We start from the raw sequence: 18,045 nt of genomic DNA on the forward strand, positions 1-18,045 counted from the left end.
GTCAACACACGCTGACGGCATATAGAGACAGGAGACCGTACAGACCGCTGTGATCTCTGAAGTAATCAAAGGAGAACGCTAGAATAAACATTGAAGCATTTCTTAACAATGTTGAGGGCCTATGTCATCACCCAAAATTGAAATCTATACCTGGAGCCGCTGCCCCTTCTGCATCCGAGCCAAGGCCCTCCTCGACCGCAAGGGGGCGCAATATACCGAATATTGCATCGATGGGGATGAAGCCGCGCGATCGCAGATGGCACAACGTACTCAAGGGCCTCGTTCCCTACCCCAGATCTTCATTAACGACGCCTACATCGGCGGCTGCGATGATATCCACGCCCTAGATCGCCAGGGAAGCTTGGATCCCCTACTAGAGATGACATCGGTCTAAGAGGATTCCAGCTCAATACCTGCGTCGGATCTGGGTAGGCCCAAACCCTGAAGGTGAGGAGCTGACGTGTGCCACGATGGAACGGCCAGAGTCTTTACGCCGCAGAGTACTAACTAAATAGATTCCGGTCTCCCCCCTTTCCAAGGGGGGATTAAGTCACCGCTTGTACCTATGGTCATCCTATTTGATTTTTGAAGACCTTCGTGGCGTGGGTGAAGCGTAATCCACGTAGATGCTTGCTCAAAGATCATGCAGGATCGCTATAAGTCTTCGGTTTATGAAGGGGGGAAACCCTAGTCCTCCCCCTTTACGAGGGGGAGGACTAGAGGGGGGCAGGCCGGGATTCACCTCAAACAGTGAGTTATGTGTACACCGTAGCCCCCATGGGGGCTACGGTGTACAGCGTCAAGCTCAATTTTTATTTTAGGGTTCTCGTAGGGTGCATAACCCTAAGGCGTGGCTTCGCCTTTTATGTCGCTTGCGAAACGCGAAGTAATGCACTGTAGAATGGCCGCGCTACAAATGCCGCGTACAAACAGGGATAACCCTAAGTTTGAGTCTTGACAGACCACTCGTGGGTCATTCGGAATGAACATGACCATTTCCTGAACGCTCCTAAAGTTTGTGGCACAGCAATCCTATTTGATTTTTGAAGATCTTCGTAGCGTGGGTGAAGCGAAGCGTAACCCACGGAACAAAACGCTTGCTCAAAGCTCATGCAGGATCGCTATAGCAGTGGCTTAGGTCAGTAAGTTAATGGCTACATTCAAAGCAAATGACCCACTAGTACAATTAGGGCAAAATCAGAGGTTTAATGGTTCATCCTCCCCAATCTCAGTACACAATTGCCTGGATGCGCAAGATCCAGGAGATTCCTCAAACGGCTTGGGATGCCCTAGCGCTGCCGCTAGAAACACCTTTTTTAGAATGGACTTGGTTGCATACGTTGGAGCAGTCTGGCAGTGCAGTGGCCAATGCCGGGTGGCTACCCAACCACCTGACGATCTGGCGCGATGGCTTGCTAGTAGGGGCTGCGCCCTTGTATCTAAAGGGTCACAGCTACGGAGAATTTGTTTTTGATCAGCAGTGGGCCGAGTTGTCGCAGCGATTGGGAATTGACTATTATCCCAAGTTGCTGGGGATGTCCCCCTTTACGCCGGCGGAGGGGTACCGTTTTCTCGTCTCGCCAGAGGAGGATGAGGAAACCCTGACGGCGATTATGGTGGGGGCGATTGATCAATTCTGCGATCGCAACAGCATTTCTGGGTGTCACTTTCTCTATGTAGACCCCGACTGGCGAGCCATGATGGAACGGGCAGGCTTCCATCACTGGCTGCACCACAGCTATATCTGGCGCAATGAAGGCTATCAAACCTTTGACGACTACCTGGGACGATTCAATGCTAACCAACGCCGCAACATCAAGCGCGAGCGCAAATCCCTAGAAACATCAGGGTTACGCATTGATGCGATCGCAGGGGAAGACATCCACCGCGCTCTGTGTAGCCGGATGTACAACTTCTATAGCGACACCTGCGACAAATTTGGCTGGTGGGGCAGCAAATACCTGACCCGCAATTTTTTTGAACAACTCCATCCCGACTATGCCCAGCGCCTTGTATTTTTCGCGGCCTACGCCGAGGACAATGACACGCCTATCGGCATGTCATTCTGTCTCCGCAAAGGCAACCGCCTCTATGGCCGCTACTGGGGCAGCCTAGAGGAATACAACCATCTCCATTTCAATGCCTGCTACTACGGCCCGATTGAATGGGCTATTAATCAGGGCATTCAATACTTTGATCCCGGAGCCGGGGGCCGTCACAAAAAACGGCGCGGATTTCCCGCCACCCCCAACTACAGCCTGCACCGCTTTTACAACAGCCGCCTACAGACGATTTTGGTCAACTACATCGAAGAGATCAACACCCTAGAGCAGCAGGAGATCGACGCTATCAACGCCGACCTGCCCTTCAAGCAACTCCCGCAAGAGGGCTAACCCAACCGCAACTTTGAAGTTGCGGCGCTAAATGCAGAAGAAAGGTGAGGCTAATCGCGATCGCGATTAGCCATCCAGGGGACCATTGATCAGAGCGTTGAGACCGTAGACCTGACGATCGCCCACAAAGGGTACCAGCGTCACATCGCGCTCATCTCCGGGCTCAAAGCGCACAGCAGTGCCAGCGGGAATATCGAGACGCATCCCTCGGGCGCGATCTCGCTCAAAACTCAGGGCCGTATTCACCTCAAAGAAATGAAAGTGGGAACCCACTTGGATTGGGCGATCGCCCGTATTCGCCACCGTCAGCGTCACGGTTTCCCGGCCAGCGTTAAGTTCAATTTCACCTTCAGCGGGTAGTAGTTCACCAGGGGTCATAGGGGTGGGGGAGTGATGGGGTGGGGGGGTGATGGGGTGACCGGGATAGGAAGGCGGAGTGGGGGTTAGGAAATGGGATTGTGGACGGTGACCAGTTTCGTCCCATCGGGGAAGGTGGCTTCCACCTGTACCTCGTCCACCATTTCAGCGATGCCATCCATCACCTCCTCCCGCGTCAGCAGGGTCGTGCCATAGTGCATTAGATCCGCCACGGTGCGCCCTTCTCGCGCTCCTTCTAGAATCGCCGCTGAGATATAGGCCACCGCCTCGGGGTAGTTGAGCTTGACCCCCCTATCCTTGCGCCGCTCTGCCACTAGGGCAGCGGTGAAAATCAGCAGCTTGTCTTTCTCCTGGGGCGACAGTTGCATAGAGATACAGGCAGATTACGTCAGCCTAGACAATAGGGCCAGATCAGGGGGCAGACTGTCCAAAATTAACCGATTTTTACGTTTCCCCCGCCCTTAAGTTTACTCCTCTGGGGCAGTCCCGATGGTCTCCGGGCTGTGGGGTAGCAGAATGTTGAGTTTTGAATTCTCACCCCCGCCCTCAAGACTGTAACTTTTTGGCAGTCTTGCTGTTGCCATTGGCAGGGGGGCGAAAGGCGGCAATGATGAGACAAACAATGCCAATGTTGATGCACACATCCGCCACATTGAAAATGGGAAACTGAATCAGGCGAAAGTCCAGAAAATCCACCACCTCTCCCGCCAGAAAGCGATCAATACCGTTGCCCGCCGCACCGCTGAGGATAAACCCATAGCCCGCCTGTTCCCAGCGGTTGGGTAGGGCCGCTAGGGTGCCCAGAGCAATTAACCCCAGGCTAGCGAGAAGGGAGAGCCAGCGCAGCCACTCCCCGTTATCGCTAAAGAGGCTAAAGGCAGCACCGCTGTTGGTGACGTAGGTCAAGTGAAACACCCCCGGCCACAGGGGCAGGGTTTCTGGGGGCACCGTCAACTCGAAGGTTTGGACTACCCAAAATTTGGTCAGTTGATCCAGCACCAGACCCGCGATCGCAGCCACCCAAAACAGTTGGTTTCTTAACCGCATAATGCCCTAATAACAGTGTCCTAATAAAATAAAAGGCGGCGCAGGATAAAGGCCACCACCGAAACGGCACACACCATAATCAATTGCCCCGGCAGCAACGCCAGGGAATAGATCCAGGCCAGAGAAGCCCAGGACTGTGAGACCACCAGCCAACCCCCAAGGGATGCAATCGCTAGGTAGATCAAGCCGCAACCGTGGATGAGGCCCAAACCGCAGAGGCTACTGTAGGCCAACCCCTCTAGTTTAGGGGGTTCCCGAAAGGCCAGATAGCCGCAGACCCATCCCGCCGGAATAAAGCCCACTAAATAGCCAAAGCTGGGTTCCCGCACATACCCCAGCCCCCCCCCCTGGGTAAACAGGGGCAGACCAAACACCTGAAACAGTACCAAGCCCAGCGTGAGGTAGGCGATTTGGGCCAAGGCAGCGGCATTTTTGCCCCCCAAGCACCCGGTCAATAGCACCGCCCCCACCTGAAAACTTACTTGGAGAGAATAGACCTGAATCCCCGTCGTCCCCCAATCCCAGGGAGCATTGGTGACAAAGGCTTCTAGCCACGTAGCTCCAATGGTGAGAACCAGGCCAATCAAGGCCCACAATAGCTCCAACGGCGAAAACACCCTTCAGCCCTCTATCGGTCTTAGCCTAAGACAGCAAAGGTGCTGTCCGACTTAAATCAGAGGCCCATTGTATAGCAGTCACCAGCGCGATTAGGAGAAGACTGCTACAAGCATCCATTTTGTAACCCCCTCTCGGGGCAGAACAAGACGCTACAGTCCCCGAGGGACATAGGCTAGCTCAGCACGCTTCTAGCGGCATCGAGTGGGCTACGTCTAGAGGCTAAGGGGGCGAGGCGAGTTCCGAAGGCGATCGCGGTGCCATGGGCAGGGTAGCTGTCGGAGACGTATCCGCTGCCCTGAACTCAGCAGCCATAGCGGAGGAGGATGGGGGCGCTGGCGGCGGTAGCGGCGTCCCACAGCGTTTACAAAAGTGGGCGTCGCTGTCATGGACCCGCCAACCACAGTGGAGACAAGTCACCTCCTGGGCCTGGGCTACCTTCATCACACTGCGGATCAGATAGCTGAGTTGGGTGGGAATCAGCGTAATCCCCGTCAAAATCATCAGCACCGTGAACCAGCGCCCCGCCTCCGATACGGGGGCGATGTCACCAAAGCCCACGGTGGTCATGGTGACCACCGCAAAGTAGATCGCATCTAGGAAGGTGTTGAAGGTGGTTGGGTTAAAGCGCTGCTCAATTTGAAAGATGACCCCGGCGTAGATAAAAATCAGGGCAAAGAGGGTAAAGAGAATGCGAGTCACTGCCAGGGTATCGGCGGCGGTGACCCGCCCAATCAAGGCCCGCTCCCCCAATAACCTTGTCAGTCTCAGGATCCGCAGCCACCGCAGCAGCCGCAAAAACCGTAGGTCCAAAAAACCCAGCAAAAAAGGCGAAATTGCCAGCAGATCTACCAGGCCATAGGGACTGAGGGCATATTCCCAACGCTTTTCTGCACTCCACAGCCGCAGCCCATATTCCACGGTGAACAGGGCCAAAATCACCCGGTCTAGCCCTATCAGCACAGGATCCAGGCGATCGCTGAGGGGATAGGTCTCTACGACAAAAATGGCCGCTGACAGGAGAATGAGTAGCGCGATCGCAACGGTTACCCAGGCTCCCGTCTCCGTATTCGTATCGTCTAAATAGGCGGCAAGGCGCTGCTTCAGGGACATGGGGGATAATGGCGGGGTTGGTGCTGGAGAGAGCTATGGCCGCTGAGTCCGAAATTACTGCGCCCAAGATTATTGTGCTGGATGATGACCCCACCGGATCCCAAACAGTCCATAGCTGCCTGCTGCTGATGCAGTGGGATGTGGAGACCCTGGTGATGGGCTTGCAAGATCGCGCTCCCATTGTGTTCATCTTGACCAATACCCGCGCCCTGCCCCCAGCCGAGGCCGAAGCCATCACCCGCACGGTCTGTCGTAATTTGAAGCAGGCACTCCCCCAAGCCGGAATTCAGGACTTTTTGGTAGTAAGTCGCTCCGACTCGACGTTACGGGGCCATTATCCCGTAGAAACCGATGCGATCGCAGCGGAACTGGGACCCTTTGACGCCCATTTTCTGGTGCCCGCCTTTTTTGAAGGGGGCCGCATCACCCGTGACAGCGTGCACTACGTCATGCAGGAGGGCAGCCCTGTCCCCGCCCATGAAACAGAGTTTGCCCGTGATTCCGTCTTTGGCTACAGCCACAGCTACCTCCCCGACTACGTGGCGGAGAAAACCCAGGGCCACATTCCCGCTGCTGCGGTGGAGCGGTTCACCCTAGACCAAATCCGGCAGGGGAGCCGCGATCGCGTCCAATCTCTCCAGAACAATACCTGCGCCGTTGTAGATGGCGAAACCCAGGCCGATTTGGACCACTTTGCCCAGGATGTGATCTGGGCTGCGGCCCAGGGTAAACGCTTCCTGTTTCGCAGTGCCGCCAGCCTCCTCACAGCCCTGGCAGCACTGCCCCCCCAGCCCGTGGCTCCGGTAGCCATGGCCCAGTACGTCCGGGGGGGAAAGCCAGGGGCGGTATTGGTGGGCTCCCATGTGCAAAAAACGACCCAACAGTTGGCGGTGTTGCTGGAAGAACCGGGCACCGTGGGCATTGAGGTAGACATTGCCCAATTAGCCCAAGAGCCTGCTCCAGAAACACGACGGTCAACCGGAGCAGGACCATCACACCTGCTCACCACCGTCCTAGAGCAGGCCCACGCCGCCCATCGTGGGGGCCAAACCCCAGTGATCTACACCAGTCGTCAGGAACTCACCTTCGACAACATTGCCACTCGCCTCGCCTTTGGCCAGCAGGTGTCGGAATTGCTCATGGATATTGAGCGGGGCTTACCCGCCACCATCGGTTTCTTAATCAGCAAAGGCGGCATCACCTCTAACGACACCCTCAGCAGCGGTCTTGCCCTTCGCACCGCCCGCCTGCTGGGACAGATCATTCCCGGTTGCTCCGTCGTCTGCACCCCCACCGATCACCCCACCTTCCCCGATCTTCCCGTCGTTCTTTTCCCCGGTAATGTGGGGGATGCTGACGCCCTCGCCCTCGCCTATCGCCGCTTTCAAGGCGCGGCAGCTTAATCGCCCAAATCCCCCCAAATTTCTCCATCAAAGACTTTCGGCTCTTCCGGTCTGGCTATGGTGTTTCAAAAGGAAATACCCACGGCAACAAAGCTCTTAACTTGAAATTGTCAAAATTGCCAAAGCCATAACCTAATCTCTTGATCAACTTAAGCTTGTTATTTATTCCCTCCACAACCCCATTAGTTATTCTCAGTTCAAAGTATGATGTCACCTCATCAAACCATCGTTTAATCGTGCCACAACTCTGATTGAAAAATGTCGATGAATCCGCCATCCAGTCCAGTAACTTTAACGTCCCTTCTGCCCAATTCTCGAAGGATTCAAAGATTTCTCTGAACTCTTCTTTCAATCGATGCATCGTTGCTAATTTAGGGGATACTTCGCTCACTTCTATGAGCTTCTTCTTCTGTTTCTCATTCAAATTCCCTTCGTTCTTTAGTAACGCATACTTACTGCCATTAAGACCCTCTATGACGCGCTCCCTCTCAGCCTTTTTTGCGATCTTCTTGGCCGCTCTCTTCTCCGCTTTCCGTTCGTTATCTAACTCCTCATTGACGAGTTTGGTGACATGGAATCTATCCGCGACAATGGTCGCATTCGGCATCATCTCTTTTACCAAACTTTGGTAGGGCTTCCACAGGTCTATGCTCACCCCTTCAATCCCCTCAAGCACCTCTGGTCCCCATTGGCTAAGGACTTGGCGCAATCCCTCTTGTGTTCGTGAGGGTAGAAGGGTGATCGGCTGGTGCGTCTCTAGGTTCACTAGCACCCCATAATAGTTACCCTGACCTTTGACGACCGCTATCTCGTCTATCCCGAGATATCTAATCGGTTCTGGGCTCTCGGGTAAATACGCCTTTCCGGCATCCTTTATCATCGTCTCAATCTGCTCGTCACTCAGCCCTGTCCGAGCCGCCACACTGTGAATGCTACTCCCTAACACTTGGCCGACAATCTGCTTCGCTAGCCGCTGCGTATACAACCGCCTTTTCTTAACAAAGGCCAGTTCTTCGCTAAACACTTGTCCACATTCCTGGCACCAAAACTGGCGGCGATTGACTCGCAACACTACGGGCTGTTGATTCCACGGCAAATCCTCAATGTTATACCGATGATTCTCATGCAAATGACGACTTCGCTTCCCACACCGGGGACACTCTGCATCTCGGCGGGTGGGGCTAATTACAAAAAATAGCCCCACCCCATCTATCATTGTCATATCCTCTACTTTTGTCTCAGGAAGACCCAGTAGCTCTGTCAATTGCCTCGCGTCAGATTCTGTGATCATGGCGCTCACCCATATATGGCGACTTTCTCTCACCCTTTAATTCTAGCCAATCCCTTGTATATCAAACACTTCACGCCTTTCTAGCGTTTATTTCTCTCTCCATTTCCCCTGCTCAGTAGCCCTTTGTCCATAGCCAGACCGGAAGAGCCAGACTTTCTTGTTACATTCTTTAATACAGAAGTCAACCGTAGATTTTCTTGGCAGAACGAACGGATATGGGAATTGTTGTAGGGAGCATCACACTGTTGCAAATTCATCGCCCACCCTGCGGAAATAGCAAGCTCTACATCCGCCTTTCTTGAATGCCGTCAGGCTATATCCCTTCTCACTTTTTGGGAGAAGGGGAGCGGCTTCTCTGCGAGTGGACTCACGGAAGTTGGATGCTCCCATTGTTGTATAGCGCCATAACGAGATCTCAATGGTAAATCTATTTAATCGGCTCAAGCCTTGGCAAAGATGTACACTTGGCCTTTTTTGGGGCTGTTGCTTAACCCTAGGGTTGAACCTTATACCGTTATCTGTAGCCAGCTCTGAGACGTCGCCAAAGTCGTCTGTTTGGTCGGTTTCTGTTACCCAGGCGCAGCTTTCTCAAACTGAAGGAGAGAACGCCTCAGAAATTTCTGCGCCTGAAACAACCTACCCTAATGGCGATCGCGTTGTCTTAGGAGACAAAACCCTTTTTCTGATTGGGTCTCCTGCTGGCCCCATGAATCGCTCCGAGAGAGCCGCAAAAATCTCGGAAGATATTCAGAACTTTGCCCGTGATCGCTCACGCACCCTAGACAGTCTCAATCTTAAAGAATTCCCTGATGGTCAGACGGTAGAAATCAGGGCTGAAGATACACCGCTGATGAGCATATACAAAGCCGATGCCCAAGCCGCAGGGGAAGATCAATCCGTCTTGGCCCAGCTCTATTTAGACAAAATTTCCCAGGGTGTTGCTGGGTATCGTGAGCTTTACTCACCTCGCTCGATGCTGATTGGCTTTGTCAAGGCAGGTGCAGCGACCCTAGGATTGTTGAGCTTAATCTTGGTTATTAATCGGCTGTTTTGGTTCGGATGCAACTGGTTTAACACAAAGGCTAGCCATCGTATTCGCACTATTCAAATTGGTAGACGCGAAATTGTCAATGCAGCACAAATCAACAAGAGCTTACTGCTAATTTCAAAGCTATTTCGCTATTTTTTGTTTTTCATTCTGGCCTCAATTTACCTCAAAACTGTTCTCACCTTTTTTCCTCAAACTCGCTTGGCAGCCCAGGGGATTTTTCGGCCAGTTACCTCGACCATCGGCCAGATTTTGCAGGGGGTGATTGGCTATATTCCAAAGCTTATTTTCTTGGTTTTTTTAGTCATAATCACCCTTTATATTCTGAAAATAATCCGTTTCGTGTTTGAGGAAATAGAACAGGGCGAAATCTCCGTCCCCGGTTTTGATCAGGAATGGGCGGTTCCCACCTCAAGAATTATTCAAATTTTGACCTTTGCCTTGGCGGGCGTGATTGCTTTCCCGTATCTGCCTGGGGCCAACAGCGATGCATTCCAGGGAATTTCAATTTTTTTGGGTATTCTCATATCCCTGGGTTCGAGTTCTGCGATCGCAAACCTTATCGCCGGTATTTTGTTGACCTACACGCGCGCTTTTCGGATCGGGGACGAGGTGGAAATTGGCGGCGTTGGCGGCACGGTAATTGAAAAGGGGATGCTGGTAATCCGGATTTTGACCTGGGAACATTGCTACGTCAGCATTCCCAACTCCGAAGTGTTGAGCAGTCACGTGACGAATTTCCGCAAAGGCGGGCAAAAAATTGGTGAATCAAGCCCGCCACCAATCATTCTGATGCAGTTTGGCTTTAGCTACGATGTGCCCTGGCAAAAGGTCTACGACATTCTTCTCAAAGCAGCCCAATCTTCGGAACACGTCATGACTGATCCCGCTTCCTACGTGCTCCATGAAAAACATGAAGAGTCCTGTGCGATTTACAGCCTCAGGATATATACTAACGAGCCTGAAAAGGATTGGTGGATTAAGTCCCACGTGCTCAAGCATGTTCAAGATGCCTGTATCGCAGAGAGCATTAACTTAGTCGTACCTAATTTTTTCGTGGCTGCCACAACCCCAAAACACTATAGCGATCCGCTTTGATTCCTGAAGGCAGGACGGACATCTTGCCGGTGCAGGCGAGACGCCTGAACTACGAATTTTCACAATTCACGTAGGACTGCTATACGCATCCTAAGAATCTACGAATAAATAGGGCGTCAGTTATGAAATCAATCTAACTGATCCGATGCTTTCCCAAAGCCTGCTGGGGTTTCTCCTGCCCACAGCAGACGCACCGCCATCAGGGCAAACCCTACGGCAGCCAGCCCCTTGACCAGTCGCGTGGGTAAAACTTGAGCTGTGCCATCCCCCAGGAGTGCCCCCAGCAAACTGGCCAGCAGCAGAGCAGCGGCAGTCCCTAGGAATACCGCCCGAGGATGCTTAGAACTGCCCCCCAGCGCGATCGCAGCAAGCTGGCTTTTATCCCCCAACTCCGAGAGAAATACCGCCACAAAGGTCAAGCCCAACAGTTGCCAATCCATAGTTCTACAGCGCCATCACATCCCATAACAGCCACAGCGTAATCACCAGCAAGATAGTCCCAGCAGCGGTATCCAGAGTGCGGGGAGGCACCCGGCGCGATAGCCAGCGACCCACCAGTATCCCCACCAAGCTTGTGGTCACTAGGGCGCTACCGGCCCCCAAAAACACCACCCAAGGTTGCCCCGACTCCGCACTCATGAGCAGCGTCGCCACCTGGGTTTTATCCCCCAGTTCTGCCAGAAAAATCGTGACAAAGGTTGTAGCCAGTACCCGCCAGAAACCACCGCGATGGCCCCTTTGGGCCGGTCTCTGACCATCGCGGACTTCTGCTTGATTCAGAGCAACTTGATTCAGGGCAACATCCTGCGGCTGCGGCTGGGCAGCCATTACCGGGTCAGAGGACTGGGGGGTCGGGGTATCAACGGTCGGGATATCAACGGTTATGGTCACAGTGGGTCGTTACAGCAGGGCATTAAATTGGACAGGACAAGGACCAGGGAGACCCTGACTCATTTCATATTGCTTTCATTATCAAGAGTTTTGGGCACCCTGGCAATGGTGCCCGAAACCGTGCCATCAATCCGGTCGGCAATCGTGCCCTCAATAGCGACCTCAAAACGCTCCATCTCATCGCTGCCCTCCCCATAGACCTCAGCAATCTGAGTCTGGCAGCAGGCAATGGCAAACTCGTCGAGATCGGCAGGGGTAATGCCATAGAGGGCGTTAAAGGTGTCCGCTTGGACCCGACAAAACCAGGGCCGATCCTCATAAATGCCACAGCGGCGTTGGTCAGCGTCGAAATGAATGCACCAGCCATCAGCGCCCACTAGGCTGAGGTAGTGAGCTAAATCCTCCGGAGATAGATATTGGTCCAAGTCGGGGCGATCGCTAGGATCCAGATGGCAACAAGCTCCGCAGCTCTGAATACAGTGCCAATGGCTCATGGGGGTCGTTTCTAGAGGGCAGGGAACAGGGGACAGGGGAAAATTCCTTAGAATTTTGTAAACTTAATTTAATTTGTGATCCGAGTACCGGATAAAATACCGCAATAAGCTGAGAGTTCAGAGCGGGTGGCTCCGCGTACATTGGGAGGATCCATGGAATTTTTGAGCGGCTTCTTGAGTGGCATTAACTTTGAGCTGATTGCCCAGCTCACCATGCTAGCCATGATCGTCATTGCTGGACCCGTGATCGTGTTCTTGTTAGCAGCTCGGGGTGGCGACCTGTAGCCCCCCCTAGTTTTACAGGTCAGATTTAGAAAAGGTAGGGTGCTGATTCGTCAGTACCCTACCTTTTTTTATGGCGGCATCAAGTCCGATGGGCATCTGTGGGCACACTTGAGAAAACCGCTTAACAGGCGTACCTGCTGTGATGGTATGTGGAGAGCATTTACCAATTGGCTCCTGAGTCTACGCACCTATAGAGATCTCAGCCCTGATCAAGGGCTTCGGCATCGCATCAATGTCCAGCTCCGGCGATCACGCCTTGAACTGAGCCTAGAGGACTGGATCCAGACCTTTGCGGATCCGAAATTTTCTTCGGAATCGCAAGTCCCGCCGGAGTCGCTGCTTCAGTTCGTCTATGACCAGCTTGGTATCCACTCTGGTCTGGCAGTAGGGTGCATTCGTCCCAGGGATCGCCTGATCCAAGATTTACACCTGCCCTTGGTCTGCTGGTTCGACTGGCCCCATCAATTCTGTCAGGACTTTGGCGACACCTTCCATATCGACATGGCAGACGAGTTTGACGAATCCCACTTCGACACCGTAGCGGATCTCGTGGTCTTCCTTCATCGCCAACTCGTAGCGATGGATTCCCTATCCTCAGGTCAGACGTAGCCAGTTCCGAACATTCTTGTCCACACTAGCGCTACCTGCGCCGCCCAAGGCGCTACAGTAAGAACGGTCACACTGCTCACTCCGAGCCCCTTTGGTCATGCCCAGAACCCAGCGAAACGATAACTTCATCGACAAAACCTTCACGGTGATGGCAGACATGATCCTCACAATGCTGCCCACCAACCAGAAGGCTAAGGAAGCTTTTGCCTATTACCGAGATGGTATGTCTGCCCAAGCCGATGGGGAATATGCCGAGGCCATGCAGAACTACGAAGAGGCGCTGCAACTAGAGGAAGATCCCTACGACAAGAGCTATGTGCTCTATAACATGGGGCTGATCCATGCCAGCAATGGTGAACATGAAAAGGCCATGGCCCGGTATCAAGAAGCCCTAGAACTCAACCCCCGCATGTGCCAAGCCCTGAATAACATGGCGGTAATCTACCACTATCAGGGGGAACAGGCGGAAGCATCCGGAGACCATCAAGCGGCGGAAGACCTCTTTGACGAAGCAGCTCGGTACTGGATGGAGGCCATCAACGTTGCTCCCAACAACTATATCGAAGCTCAAAACTGGCTCAAAAACACAGGCCGCATGAAGGTAGATACCTACTTCTAGATTAACGGCACTGACATAAGCCTCTTCGGATCGCCAAGAGCCCTCCCGTAGCTGTATCCCGTAGTAGCCCTCCCCTCTCCTAGGGTCGGCATTGCCCACCATTATTCATTAACTGGAGTGAATTAGGCATTGCCCACCAGTTAATGAGACCTTTGGACAGCAGCATGGTTTACAACCATTCACTATTCCCTAAATACCAATGATCGATCTCGACCAAGTTCGCAAGGTGGCCAGTCTAGCCCGCCTTGATCTGACCACCATCGAAGAAGCCCAATTCACAACTCAGCTCAACAGCATCCTGGATTATGTAGAGCAGTTGAGCGAGCTGGACACCACCGATGTTCCCCCCACAACAAGGGCCATTGAAACCCGCAACATTACTCGACCTGATGAGTTGGAGTCATTTCGCGATCGCGAATCTCTCCTAGAGAATGCGCCTGATCGAGAAGCAAACTACTTCAAGGTACCCAAAATCCTTGGCAACGAATAGGTGAAGAGAGGAGGGGGACAAATGCAAAGGGACTGGGACTAGGCCACCCCAACCACAGCAACAACCCCAATCAATCCGCCAATGCCTAGACCCAGAATACAGACTGCCGCCAAGATCAACGAAGTTTGCAAGCGATTAAAGAAAGACAACAGCCGATCTCCTGTCTCAGCACCGATAATGCCCCCCACAGCAGCGGTCACGACCGCCATCAGGCTCATTTTGACCACTTCGGCAGCCGCTTCCCTCGGCACAATCTCATCCAAATTGTCAGTGCCGACATAGTTTAGGGAAATAGCCAAGGCCACCACGATAGCCCCAGTTCCCAGAATGGACAGCAGCGCCATAAGATTAGAACTCCACCAACCAAATCGCGACAAGGCTCTAGGACCTGCTAAGGCTAAGGCTTGGGCAATCACCCCACCCAGGGCAAGATTCCAAATCCAGTAGGGGGCAGGAAAGGAGGCCATGATCAGCCCCGCCACGGCGTAGAGAAAGGCGGTGGCGAAAATCCAGCCCCAAGGAAGACTGTCAGGAAGCGCTAATTGAGATTGAAAACGCTGCCTCAACGACAAACGTCGGCGGTGGCGTCGGGGAGTAGAAGCCATATAAATCGATGGAAACAACTCGCAAGCTTGTAGCCATTGGGCAATGTCCCCAGGGCATCTACCCAAACGGAAACAAAACCCATAATCTTAGTTAAGAGTATACCCATCAGCACCACAATGTCTGGATGGGTGACACCCATACCCCCATCAGCAACCTCAAAATCAAGCCCCATGAGAGGGATCATGGCTTGCTACTGCAATGGAAAAACTTGGCTGAAAGGCCCACTCCACCAAGCGAATTCCAGGTTTTCATCGTATGCTGATGCATTATGCCATCTATATCCCTAGACGCACTATTACAAGGAATCTTAGGGGCCTCCAGTCTGTTGATTGGTGCTCTGGTTGGAGTCTATTGGCAGCCTGGACGGGTTTTTTCTGCCGCCATTATGGCCTTTGGCAGTGGTACCTTGCTGTCAGCGATCGCCTTTGACATTACCCAACCCGTTTATGAGTCCAGTGGGTTTTGGCCCATTTTGACAGGGTTTGCCATGGGGGGAACTTTGTTCACCTTGGTGATCAAATACATCGACGACCACGGCGGCTTTATCCGCCACCCCTCTGCCTCCCGTCGCTTTCTGTACCAAAATCGTCAGGAAGAAACTTCAGAGGTTCTAAACCGCCTGACCCATGTAGAGATGCTCCACAATCTCTCTCCCTCGGAGGTTCAGGCCATCATTCCCCTGCTCAAGCCGTTGAATGTAGAACCGGGTACCCTGCTCTGCCAAGAAGGGGCTCCCGGTGACGCCATGTTCGTCATCGTTGACGGGGAGGCAGAGATCTACAAGGGTGAGCAGTTTATGGCACTGCTGGGGGCAGGAGAAATGTTTGGTGAAATGGCGCTGTTGACCGGGGAAGAACGCTCCGCCACGGTGATTGCCCGGACACCCATGGCACTTTATGAGCTGGACAAGATGGATTTCGACGCGATGCTCACGCGCTCCCCCCACTTGGCCAGTGGCCTTAGTCGAATCCTGGCGCGGCGGCTGCGGGAAACCACTCAAAATCGGGCAAAACTGCGGGAAGAATCGGACGAGCACTGGCGTCAAAGGGTTCTGGACAGCGTTGAGGTAGATTTTCCCCTCTCGGAGCAGCAAATTCAGCAGTTAGCCAAAAGCTCTGCCCCAATAGCCATCCTCGTGGGTACGCTGATCGACAATATCCCAGAAGCGCTGGTTATCGGTCTGAATGCGGGCATTGGCCACATCAGCAGTTCCTTTCTGATGGCCGTCTTTATCTCGAATTTTCCCGAAGCTCTGTCCAGTTCCATTGGCATGAAACAAGCGGGTACCTCGGCCCAGCGCATCATCACCCTCTGGGGCGGAGTTGTCCTCCTCAGTGGCCTCATTGCCATGGTGGGGAGTGCCCTGACCACCTACGCCAATCCCTGGGTAGTGGGCGCGACTCAATCCCTAGCGGGAGGCGCAATTTTGGCTATGCTCTCTAGCACAATGATGCCCGAAGCCTATGAACTTGGGGGTGGGTCAGTCACCTTCTCCACCATCGCAGGTTTCCTCGTCGGCTTCTGGATGGTGACCCTGTCCCTCTAACCCTATTGCCTCGGTGATACCCCAAATTGCATCAACAGAAATCGGACCAACAGACAGAGCACGGCAGCATTGGGCGCAATTGGGATGATTTACGCTAGACCAAACTCCCTCAAAGCAGGCAAAAAGTTATGGTTTTCGTGGCCAGGGCGGCTGAGTTTGAGCAAGGCAAAGCGCTGGAGGGGAGATAGAGCCTGCCATTGGGCAGCGCTCAGGGTGATTCCTAGCGTCTCAGCTTGGGCTTGGACGGCGTTAGGTAGATCGGACCTCAGCCAAGGTGGCTCAGGATCCAGGAGCAAGTCCTGGGCGGCGGTGCCGTCATAGTGAATGACTAACCCCTGAAGATAGTCCCGATAGGACTGGATCGAATCTCCTTCGCCGCAGGGCAAATCCACCAGCGATCGCCGTTCTGCTGCCGTGAACTGATGCCAATGGTGCAGCTTCAGCTTTACGCCGCAGGTATCGAGCTTAAACCGCACCCGCATGGGAATGCAGCGCAGGCTCTGGACAAAATCTGCCTCAAATTGAAAGAAGGGGGATGCGGTCATGGTTCCCTAGGGACTACCGGGCTCTATCGGGCTCTATTAGCGAGAGCTAGGGGAAGATCTATCGGACAAATTGGGGCATCACATCCGCCGCTGTATAGAAGCCGTACAGCCCCCGCTGGTGTAGCTTGGCCCCCGCCTTGAGGTAACCAAAAGCAGGACCGCAAACATTAGCCGCCATGCTGGTTTCATCCCCAAGGGTAAAGGTGTGGGTGGAAATTTTACCCTCAAAGGTTCGCCCCGTAACCTGCACATTGGTACTCAGGGGTTTCTTGGGGTTGCGTGTATCAACAACGCCACCGACGGTAACGCGATCGCGATCGCAGATTCCCGCCAACTCCAGCATGAAGTCATCGGCGTGCTCCATATCTTCCAAAGTCAAGACCCCCTGGGTGAGATCCAGCAGAGCTGCCACCTCTGCATCGGTCATGGCTCGGGCCGTATCTACGTCGTAACCGGGCAGATGGGCAATATCTTCGCGAATGGTGGCTCGGTAGGCTTCCCAGTTGGCAATACCCACCCCGAAAGTGATTTTTATACTGTGGATATCCGCATAGCTCTGGGCCGCCACCACCGCCGCCGCCGTCAACAGCCCCGGTGTCGCACCGCAACCCGTCAGGTAGGTGATCCCCGCCGCCTGAAGCGCCTCCCGGCGTGCCCAGATTTGCTCCATGGCACTTGTGCGCTTAAGGGCATCCACCAGCACTCCCCGCCAGCCAGCCGCAATAAACTGATCCACCACAGCAGCCATAAAGCTATTGGGCAGATTAGGCAGAGCTAGAAAGTAGCCCTGAACCTGGGTAGCCTCGGCAATCAGATCCCCAATACTCTCCTGGCTGAGGGTTCCTCCCGGATCAAGGTAACCCACAGATCCCTGACGCTGATAAACCGCCGCACAGGTTATCCCCTCTAGCCCCGCCGGATTATAGGCATAGCCCTGCTTATCCGCCGCCGCCACTAGACGCATCTCTCCCTTAGTGGCCAGCACCTGAGCCGCCGCTTGGCCCAATCCCCCAAACCCAAGAATTCCCACTGCGATGGGGGCAGACGGCTGTATCCGCCCGTGCACTACTGATTGGCCTATCGGTTGTAAATCCATGACAACTCCTGCTTAACTCCTGCGTTGTTTTACCAGACCTCCTATTATCTAGCGGATTTGCCCACAGGCTAAGGAGTAGAGATCAAATAACGTCGGATAGCCGTTCCGGCTGTCCACGGTCAGGCATCTGGCCTCACCCACAAGAATTGCACATTACAAGGATCCAGGTTCCTAGAGAGATTTCAACCTGGCCCCACCTCTCCAGCCCAGACGCCTGGAATTCTGGTCCCTGGACTCAACTTGACGGTTTTGGGATATCTACGCGACACTAAGCATTAATTGACGTAGGTACTTCTGACATCAATAATCTGCATTAACTTTTGCTATGGCTGGGTTAATCAAGTTCTTGTTTTGATAGATAAGATTAAGTTGGGTATCTAGATCTAAATCTAAACGACTCCAGCGTCCAATCCCTCCACACCACACTCTGGTTGAGAAATAAAACTCAGAACCTTGTCTGCAGCTCCCTTCGGGAAGC

21 protein-coding genes are annotated in these 18,045 nt (G+C 53.5%); 9 read left to right on the forward strand and 12 right to left on the reverse strand.

The features are described from left to right. Nucleotides 1–121: 121 nt before the first annotated feature. Entirely contained in the window at nt 122–394 is a 273-nt protein-coding gene (gene grxC / locus LEP6406_RS0203650; protein WP_008310899.1) for a glutaredoxin 3, read from the forward strand. Between the two features lie 814 nt (nt 395–1,208). Continuing rightward, nucleotides 1,209–2,393: a GNAT family N-acetyltransferase gene (locus tag LEP6406_RS0203655; RefSeq protein ID WP_008310903.1), complete on the forward strand. Its 1,185-nt coding sequence runs from the start codon at nt 1,209–1,211 to the stop codon at nt 2,391–2,393. 66 nt (nt 2,394–2,459) lie between these two features. Here LEP6406_RS0203655 and LEP6406_RS0203660 read toward each other — a convergent pair whose 3' ends face one another. From LEP6406_RS0203660 to LEP6406_RS0203680, 5 genes are all read right to left on the reverse strand, one after another. Next, nucleotides 2,460–2,771 (reverse strand): urease subunit beta, encoded by a 312-nt coding sequence (locus LEP6406_RS0203660; protein WP_008310905.1) that lies wholly within the window; start codon nt 2,769–2,771, stop codon nt 2,460–2,462. Nucleotides 2,772–2,836: 65 nt separating this feature from the next. Beyond that, the gene (ureA, locus tag LEP6406_RS0203665; protein ID WP_008310906.1) at nt 2,837–3,139 is read right to left on the reverse strand and encodes an urease subunit gamma; all 303 of its coding nucleotides are present in this window, start codon (nt 3,137–3,139) and stop codon (nt 2,837–2,839) included. A gap of 178 nt (nt 3,140–3,317) precedes the next feature. Continuing rightward, nucleotides 3,318–3,818 (reverse strand): signal peptidase II, encoded by a 501-nt coding sequence (gene lspA / locus LEP6406_RS0203670; protein ID WP_008310908.1) that lies wholly within the window; start codon nt 3,816–3,818, stop codon nt 3,318–3,320. Nucleotides 3,819–3,838: 20 nt separating this feature from the next. Then, nucleotides 3,839–4,435, reverse strand: coding sequence for a biotin transporter BioY (locus LEP6406_RS0203675; RefSeq protein ID WP_008310910.1), 597 nt, complete (start codon nt 4,433–4,435; stop codon nt 3,839–3,841). Nucleotides 4,436–4,655: 220 nt separating this feature from the next. Then, complete coding sequence (locus LEP6406_RS0203680) at nt 4,656–5,546, reverse strand: ion transporter (RefSeq protein WP_008310912.1); 891 nt, start codon at nt 5,544–5,546, stop codon at nt 4,656–4,658. Nucleotides 5,547–5,581: 35 nt separating this feature from the next. Between LEP6406_RS0203680 and LEP6406_RS0203685 the strand changes: the two genes are divergently transcribed. Next, the gene (locus tag LEP6406_RS0203685) at nt 5,582–6,949 is read left to right on the forward strand and encodes a four-carbon acid sugar kinase family protein (protein ID WP_027268816.1); all 1,368 of its coding nucleotides are present in this window, start codon (nt 5,582–5,584) and stop codon (nt 6,947–6,949) included. A 55-nt stretch (nt 6,950–7,004) separates the two neighbouring features. On the opposite strand, the gene LEP6406_RS0203690 is transcribed toward LEP6406_RS0203685, so the two are convergent. After that, nucleotides 7,005–8,240 (reverse strand): ISL3 family transposase, encoded by a 1,236-nt coding sequence (locus LEP6406_RS0203690; protein ID WP_027268755.1) that lies wholly within the window; start codon nt 8,238–8,240, stop codon nt 7,005–7,007. A 418-nt stretch (nt 8,241–8,658) separates the two neighbouring features. Between LEP6406_RS0203690 and LEP6406_RS26465 the strand changes: the two genes are divergently transcribed. Beyond that, nucleotides 8,659–10,386 carry a mechanosensitive ion channel family protein gene (locus LEP6406_RS26465; RefSeq protein ID WP_008313848.1) on the forward strand — a complete coding sequence of 576 codons (1,728 nt, stop codon included), beginning with the start codon at nt 8,659–8,661 and terminating at the stop codon, nt 10,384–10,386. Nucleotides 10,387–10,514: 128 nt separating this feature from the next. Here the strand turns inward: LEP6406_RS26465 and LEP6406_RS0203700 are convergent, their stop codons facing one another. Genes LEP6406_RS0203700 through LEP6406_RS26475 form a run of 3 tightly spaced genes read right to left on the reverse strand, consistent with a single transcriptional unit; the run spans nt 10,515 to nt 11,771 of the window. Beyond that, complete coding sequence (locus LEP6406_RS0203700; RefSeq protein ID WP_008313846.1) at nt 10,515–10,826, reverse strand: TMEM165/GDT1 family protein; 312 nt, start codon at nt 10,824–10,826, stop codon at nt 10,515–10,517. Nucleotides 10,827–10,830: 4 nt separating this feature from the next. Further along, complete coding sequence (locus tag LEP6406_RS26470) at nt 10,831–11,277, reverse strand: TMEM165/GDT1 family protein (protein WP_071992193.1); 447 nt, start codon at nt 11,275–11,277, stop codon at nt 10,831–10,833. A gap of 59 nt (nt 11,278–11,336) precedes the next feature. Then, nucleotides 11,337–11,771, reverse strand: coding sequence for a YkgJ family cysteine cluster protein (locus LEP6406_RS26475; protein WP_008313840.1), 435 nt, complete (start codon nt 11,769–11,771; stop codon nt 11,337–11,339). Nucleotides 11,772–11,924: 153 nt separating this feature from the next. On the opposite strand from LEP6406_RS26475, the gene psb30 reads away from it, so the two are divergent. The 4 genes from psb30 (at nt 11,925) to gatC (ending at nt 13,774) form a co-directional block, all read left to right on the forward strand. Continuing rightward, nucleotides 11,925–12,056, forward strand: coding sequence for a photosystem II reaction center protein Ycf12/Psb30 (gene psb30 / locus LEP6406_RS0203715; RefSeq protein WP_008313832.1), 132 nt, complete (start codon nt 11,925–11,927; stop codon nt 12,054–12,056). A gap of 147 nt (nt 12,057–12,203) precedes the next feature. Beyond that, nucleotides 12,204–12,665, forward strand: coding sequence for a hypothetical protein (locus LEP6406_RS0203720; RefSeq protein WP_008313829.1), 462 nt, complete (start codon nt 12,204–12,206; stop codon nt 12,663–12,665). Between the two features lie 97 nt (nt 12,666–12,762). Next, a complete protein-coding gene (locus LEP6406_RS0203725) occupies nt 12,763–13,284 on the forward strand; it encodes a photosystem I assembly protein Ycf3 (RefSeq protein WP_008313827.1) in 522 nt (173 codons plus the stop codon). Nucleotides 13,285–13,483: 199 nt separating this feature from the next. Continuing rightward, nucleotides 13,484–13,774: an Asp-tRNA(Asn)/Glu-tRNA(Gln) amidotransferase subunit GatC gene (gene gatC / locus LEP6406_RS0203730; RefSeq protein ID WP_008313824.1), complete on the forward strand. Its 291-nt coding sequence runs from the start codon at nt 13,484–13,486 to the stop codon at nt 13,772–13,774. A 38-nt stretch (nt 13,775–13,812) separates the two neighbouring features. Here gatC and LEP6406_RS0203735 read toward each other — a convergent pair whose 3' ends face one another. Next, on the reverse strand, nt 13,813–14,379 hold the full coding sequence (locus LEP6406_RS0203735; RefSeq protein WP_008313822.1) for a hypothetical protein: 567 nt from the start codon (nt 14,377–14,379) through the stop codon (nt 13,813–13,815). A gap of 269 nt (nt 14,380–14,648) precedes the next feature. Between LEP6406_RS0203735 and LEP6406_RS0203745 the strand changes: the two genes are divergently transcribed. Further along, the gene (locus LEP6406_RS0203745) at nt 14,649–15,926 is read left to right on the forward strand and encodes a cyclic nucleotide-binding domain-containing protein (RefSeq protein ID WP_008313818.1); all 1,278 of its coding nucleotides are present in this window, start codon (nt 14,649–14,651) and stop codon (nt 15,924–15,926) included. Between the two features lie 89 nt (nt 15,927–16,015). On the opposite strand, the gene LEP6406_RS0203750 is transcribed toward LEP6406_RS0203745, so the two are convergent. Further along, nucleotides 16,016–16,471, reverse strand: coding sequence for a nitrate reductase associated protein (locus LEP6406_RS0203750; protein ID WP_008313816.1), 456 nt, complete (start codon nt 16,469–16,471; stop codon nt 16,016–16,018). A 58-nt stretch (nt 16,472–16,529) separates the two neighbouring features. Next, nucleotides 16,530–17,567, reverse strand: coding sequence for a (S)-8-amino-7-oxononanoate synthase BioU (locus LEP6406_RS0203755; RefSeq protein WP_008313814.1), 1,038 nt, complete (start codon nt 17,565–17,567; stop codon nt 16,530–16,532). Nucleotides 17,568–18,045: the final 478 nt, after the last annotated feature.

Source organism: Leptolyngbya sp. PCC 6406, from assembly GCF_000332095.2.
In the GTDB taxonomy this organism is placed as follows: Bacteria; Cyanobacteriota; Cyanobacteriia; order Phormidesmidales; family Phormidesmidaceae; genus PCC-6406.

Bases quoted from the DNA above. Each gene is read 5' to 3' on its own strand.
- ureA (WP_008310906.1), bottom strand. From the start codon at position 3,139: ATGCAACTGTCGCCCCAGGAGAAAGACAAGCTGCTGATTTTCACCGCT.
- gatC (WP_008313824.1), top strand. From the start codon at position 13,484: ATGATCGATCTCGACCAAGTTCGCAAGGTGGCCAGTCTAGCCCGCCTT.
- LEP6406_RS0203755 (WP_008313814.1), bottom strand. From the start codon at position 17,567: ATGGATTTACAACCGATAGGCCAATCAGTAGTGCACGGGCGGATACAG.
- LEP6406_RS0203680 (WP_008310912.1), bottom strand. From the start codon at position 5,546: ATGTCCCTGAAGCAGCGCCTTGCCGCCTATTTAGACGATACGAATACG.
- lspA (WP_008310908.1), bottom strand. From the start codon at position 3,818: ATGCGGTTAAGAAACCAACTGTTTTGGGTGGCTGCGATCGCGGGTCTG.
- LEP6406_RS0203685 (WP_027268816.1), top strand. From the start codon at position 5,582: ATGGCCGCTGAGTCCGAAATTACTGCGCCCAAGATTATTGTGCTGGAT.
- LEP6406_RS0203750 (WP_008313816.1), bottom strand. From the start codon at position 16,471: ATGACCGCATCCCCCTTCTTTCAATTTGAGGCAGATTTTGTCCAGAGC.
- LEP6406_RS0203660 (WP_008310905.1), bottom strand. From the start codon at position 2,771: ATGACCCCTGGTGAACTACTACCCGCTGAAGGTGAAATTGAACTTAAC.
- LEP6406_RS0203725 (WP_008313827.1), top strand. From the start codon at position 12,763: ATGCCCAGAACCCAGCGAAACGATAACTTCATCGACAAAACCTTCACG.
- LEP6406_RS26475 (WP_008313840.1), bottom strand. From the start codon at position 11,771: ATGAGCCATTGGCACTGTATTCAGAGCTGCGGAGCTTGTTGCCATCTG.
- LEP6406_RS0203720 (WP_008313829.1), top strand. From the start codon at position 12,204: ATGTGGAGAGCATTTACCAATTGGCTCCTGAGTCTACGCACCTATAGA.
- LEP6406_RS0203700 (WP_008313846.1), bottom strand. From the start codon at position 10,826: ATGGATTGGCAACTGTTGGGCTTGACCTTTGTGGCGGTATTTCTCTCG.
- LEP6406_RS0203655 (WP_008310903.1), top strand. From the start codon at position 1,209: ATGGTTCATCCTCCCCAATCTCAGTACACAATTGCCTGGATGCGCAAG.
- LEP6406_RS0203690 (WP_027268755.1), bottom strand. From the start codon at position 8,240: ATGATCACAGAATCTGACGCGAGGCAATTGACAGAGCTACTGGGTCTT.
- psb30 (WP_008313832.1), top strand. From the start codon at position 11,925: ATGGAATTTTTGAGCGGCTTCTTGAGTGGCATTAACTTTGAGCTGATT.
- LEP6406_RS0203745 (WP_008313818.1), top strand. From the start codon at position 14,649: ATGCCATCTATATCCCTAGACGCACTATTACAAGGAATCTTAGGGGCC.
- LEP6406_RS26465 (WP_008313848.1), top strand. From the start codon at position 8,659: ATGGTAAATCTATTTAATCGGCTCAAGCCTTGGCAAAGATGTACACTT.
- grxC (WP_008310899.1), top strand. From the start codon at position 122: ATGTCATCACCCAAAATTGAAATCTATACCTGGAGCCGCTGCCCCTTC.
- LEP6406_RS0203735 (WP_008313822.1), bottom strand. From the start codon at position 14,379: ATGGCTTCTACTCCCCGACGCCACCGCCGACGTTTGTCGTTGAGGCAG.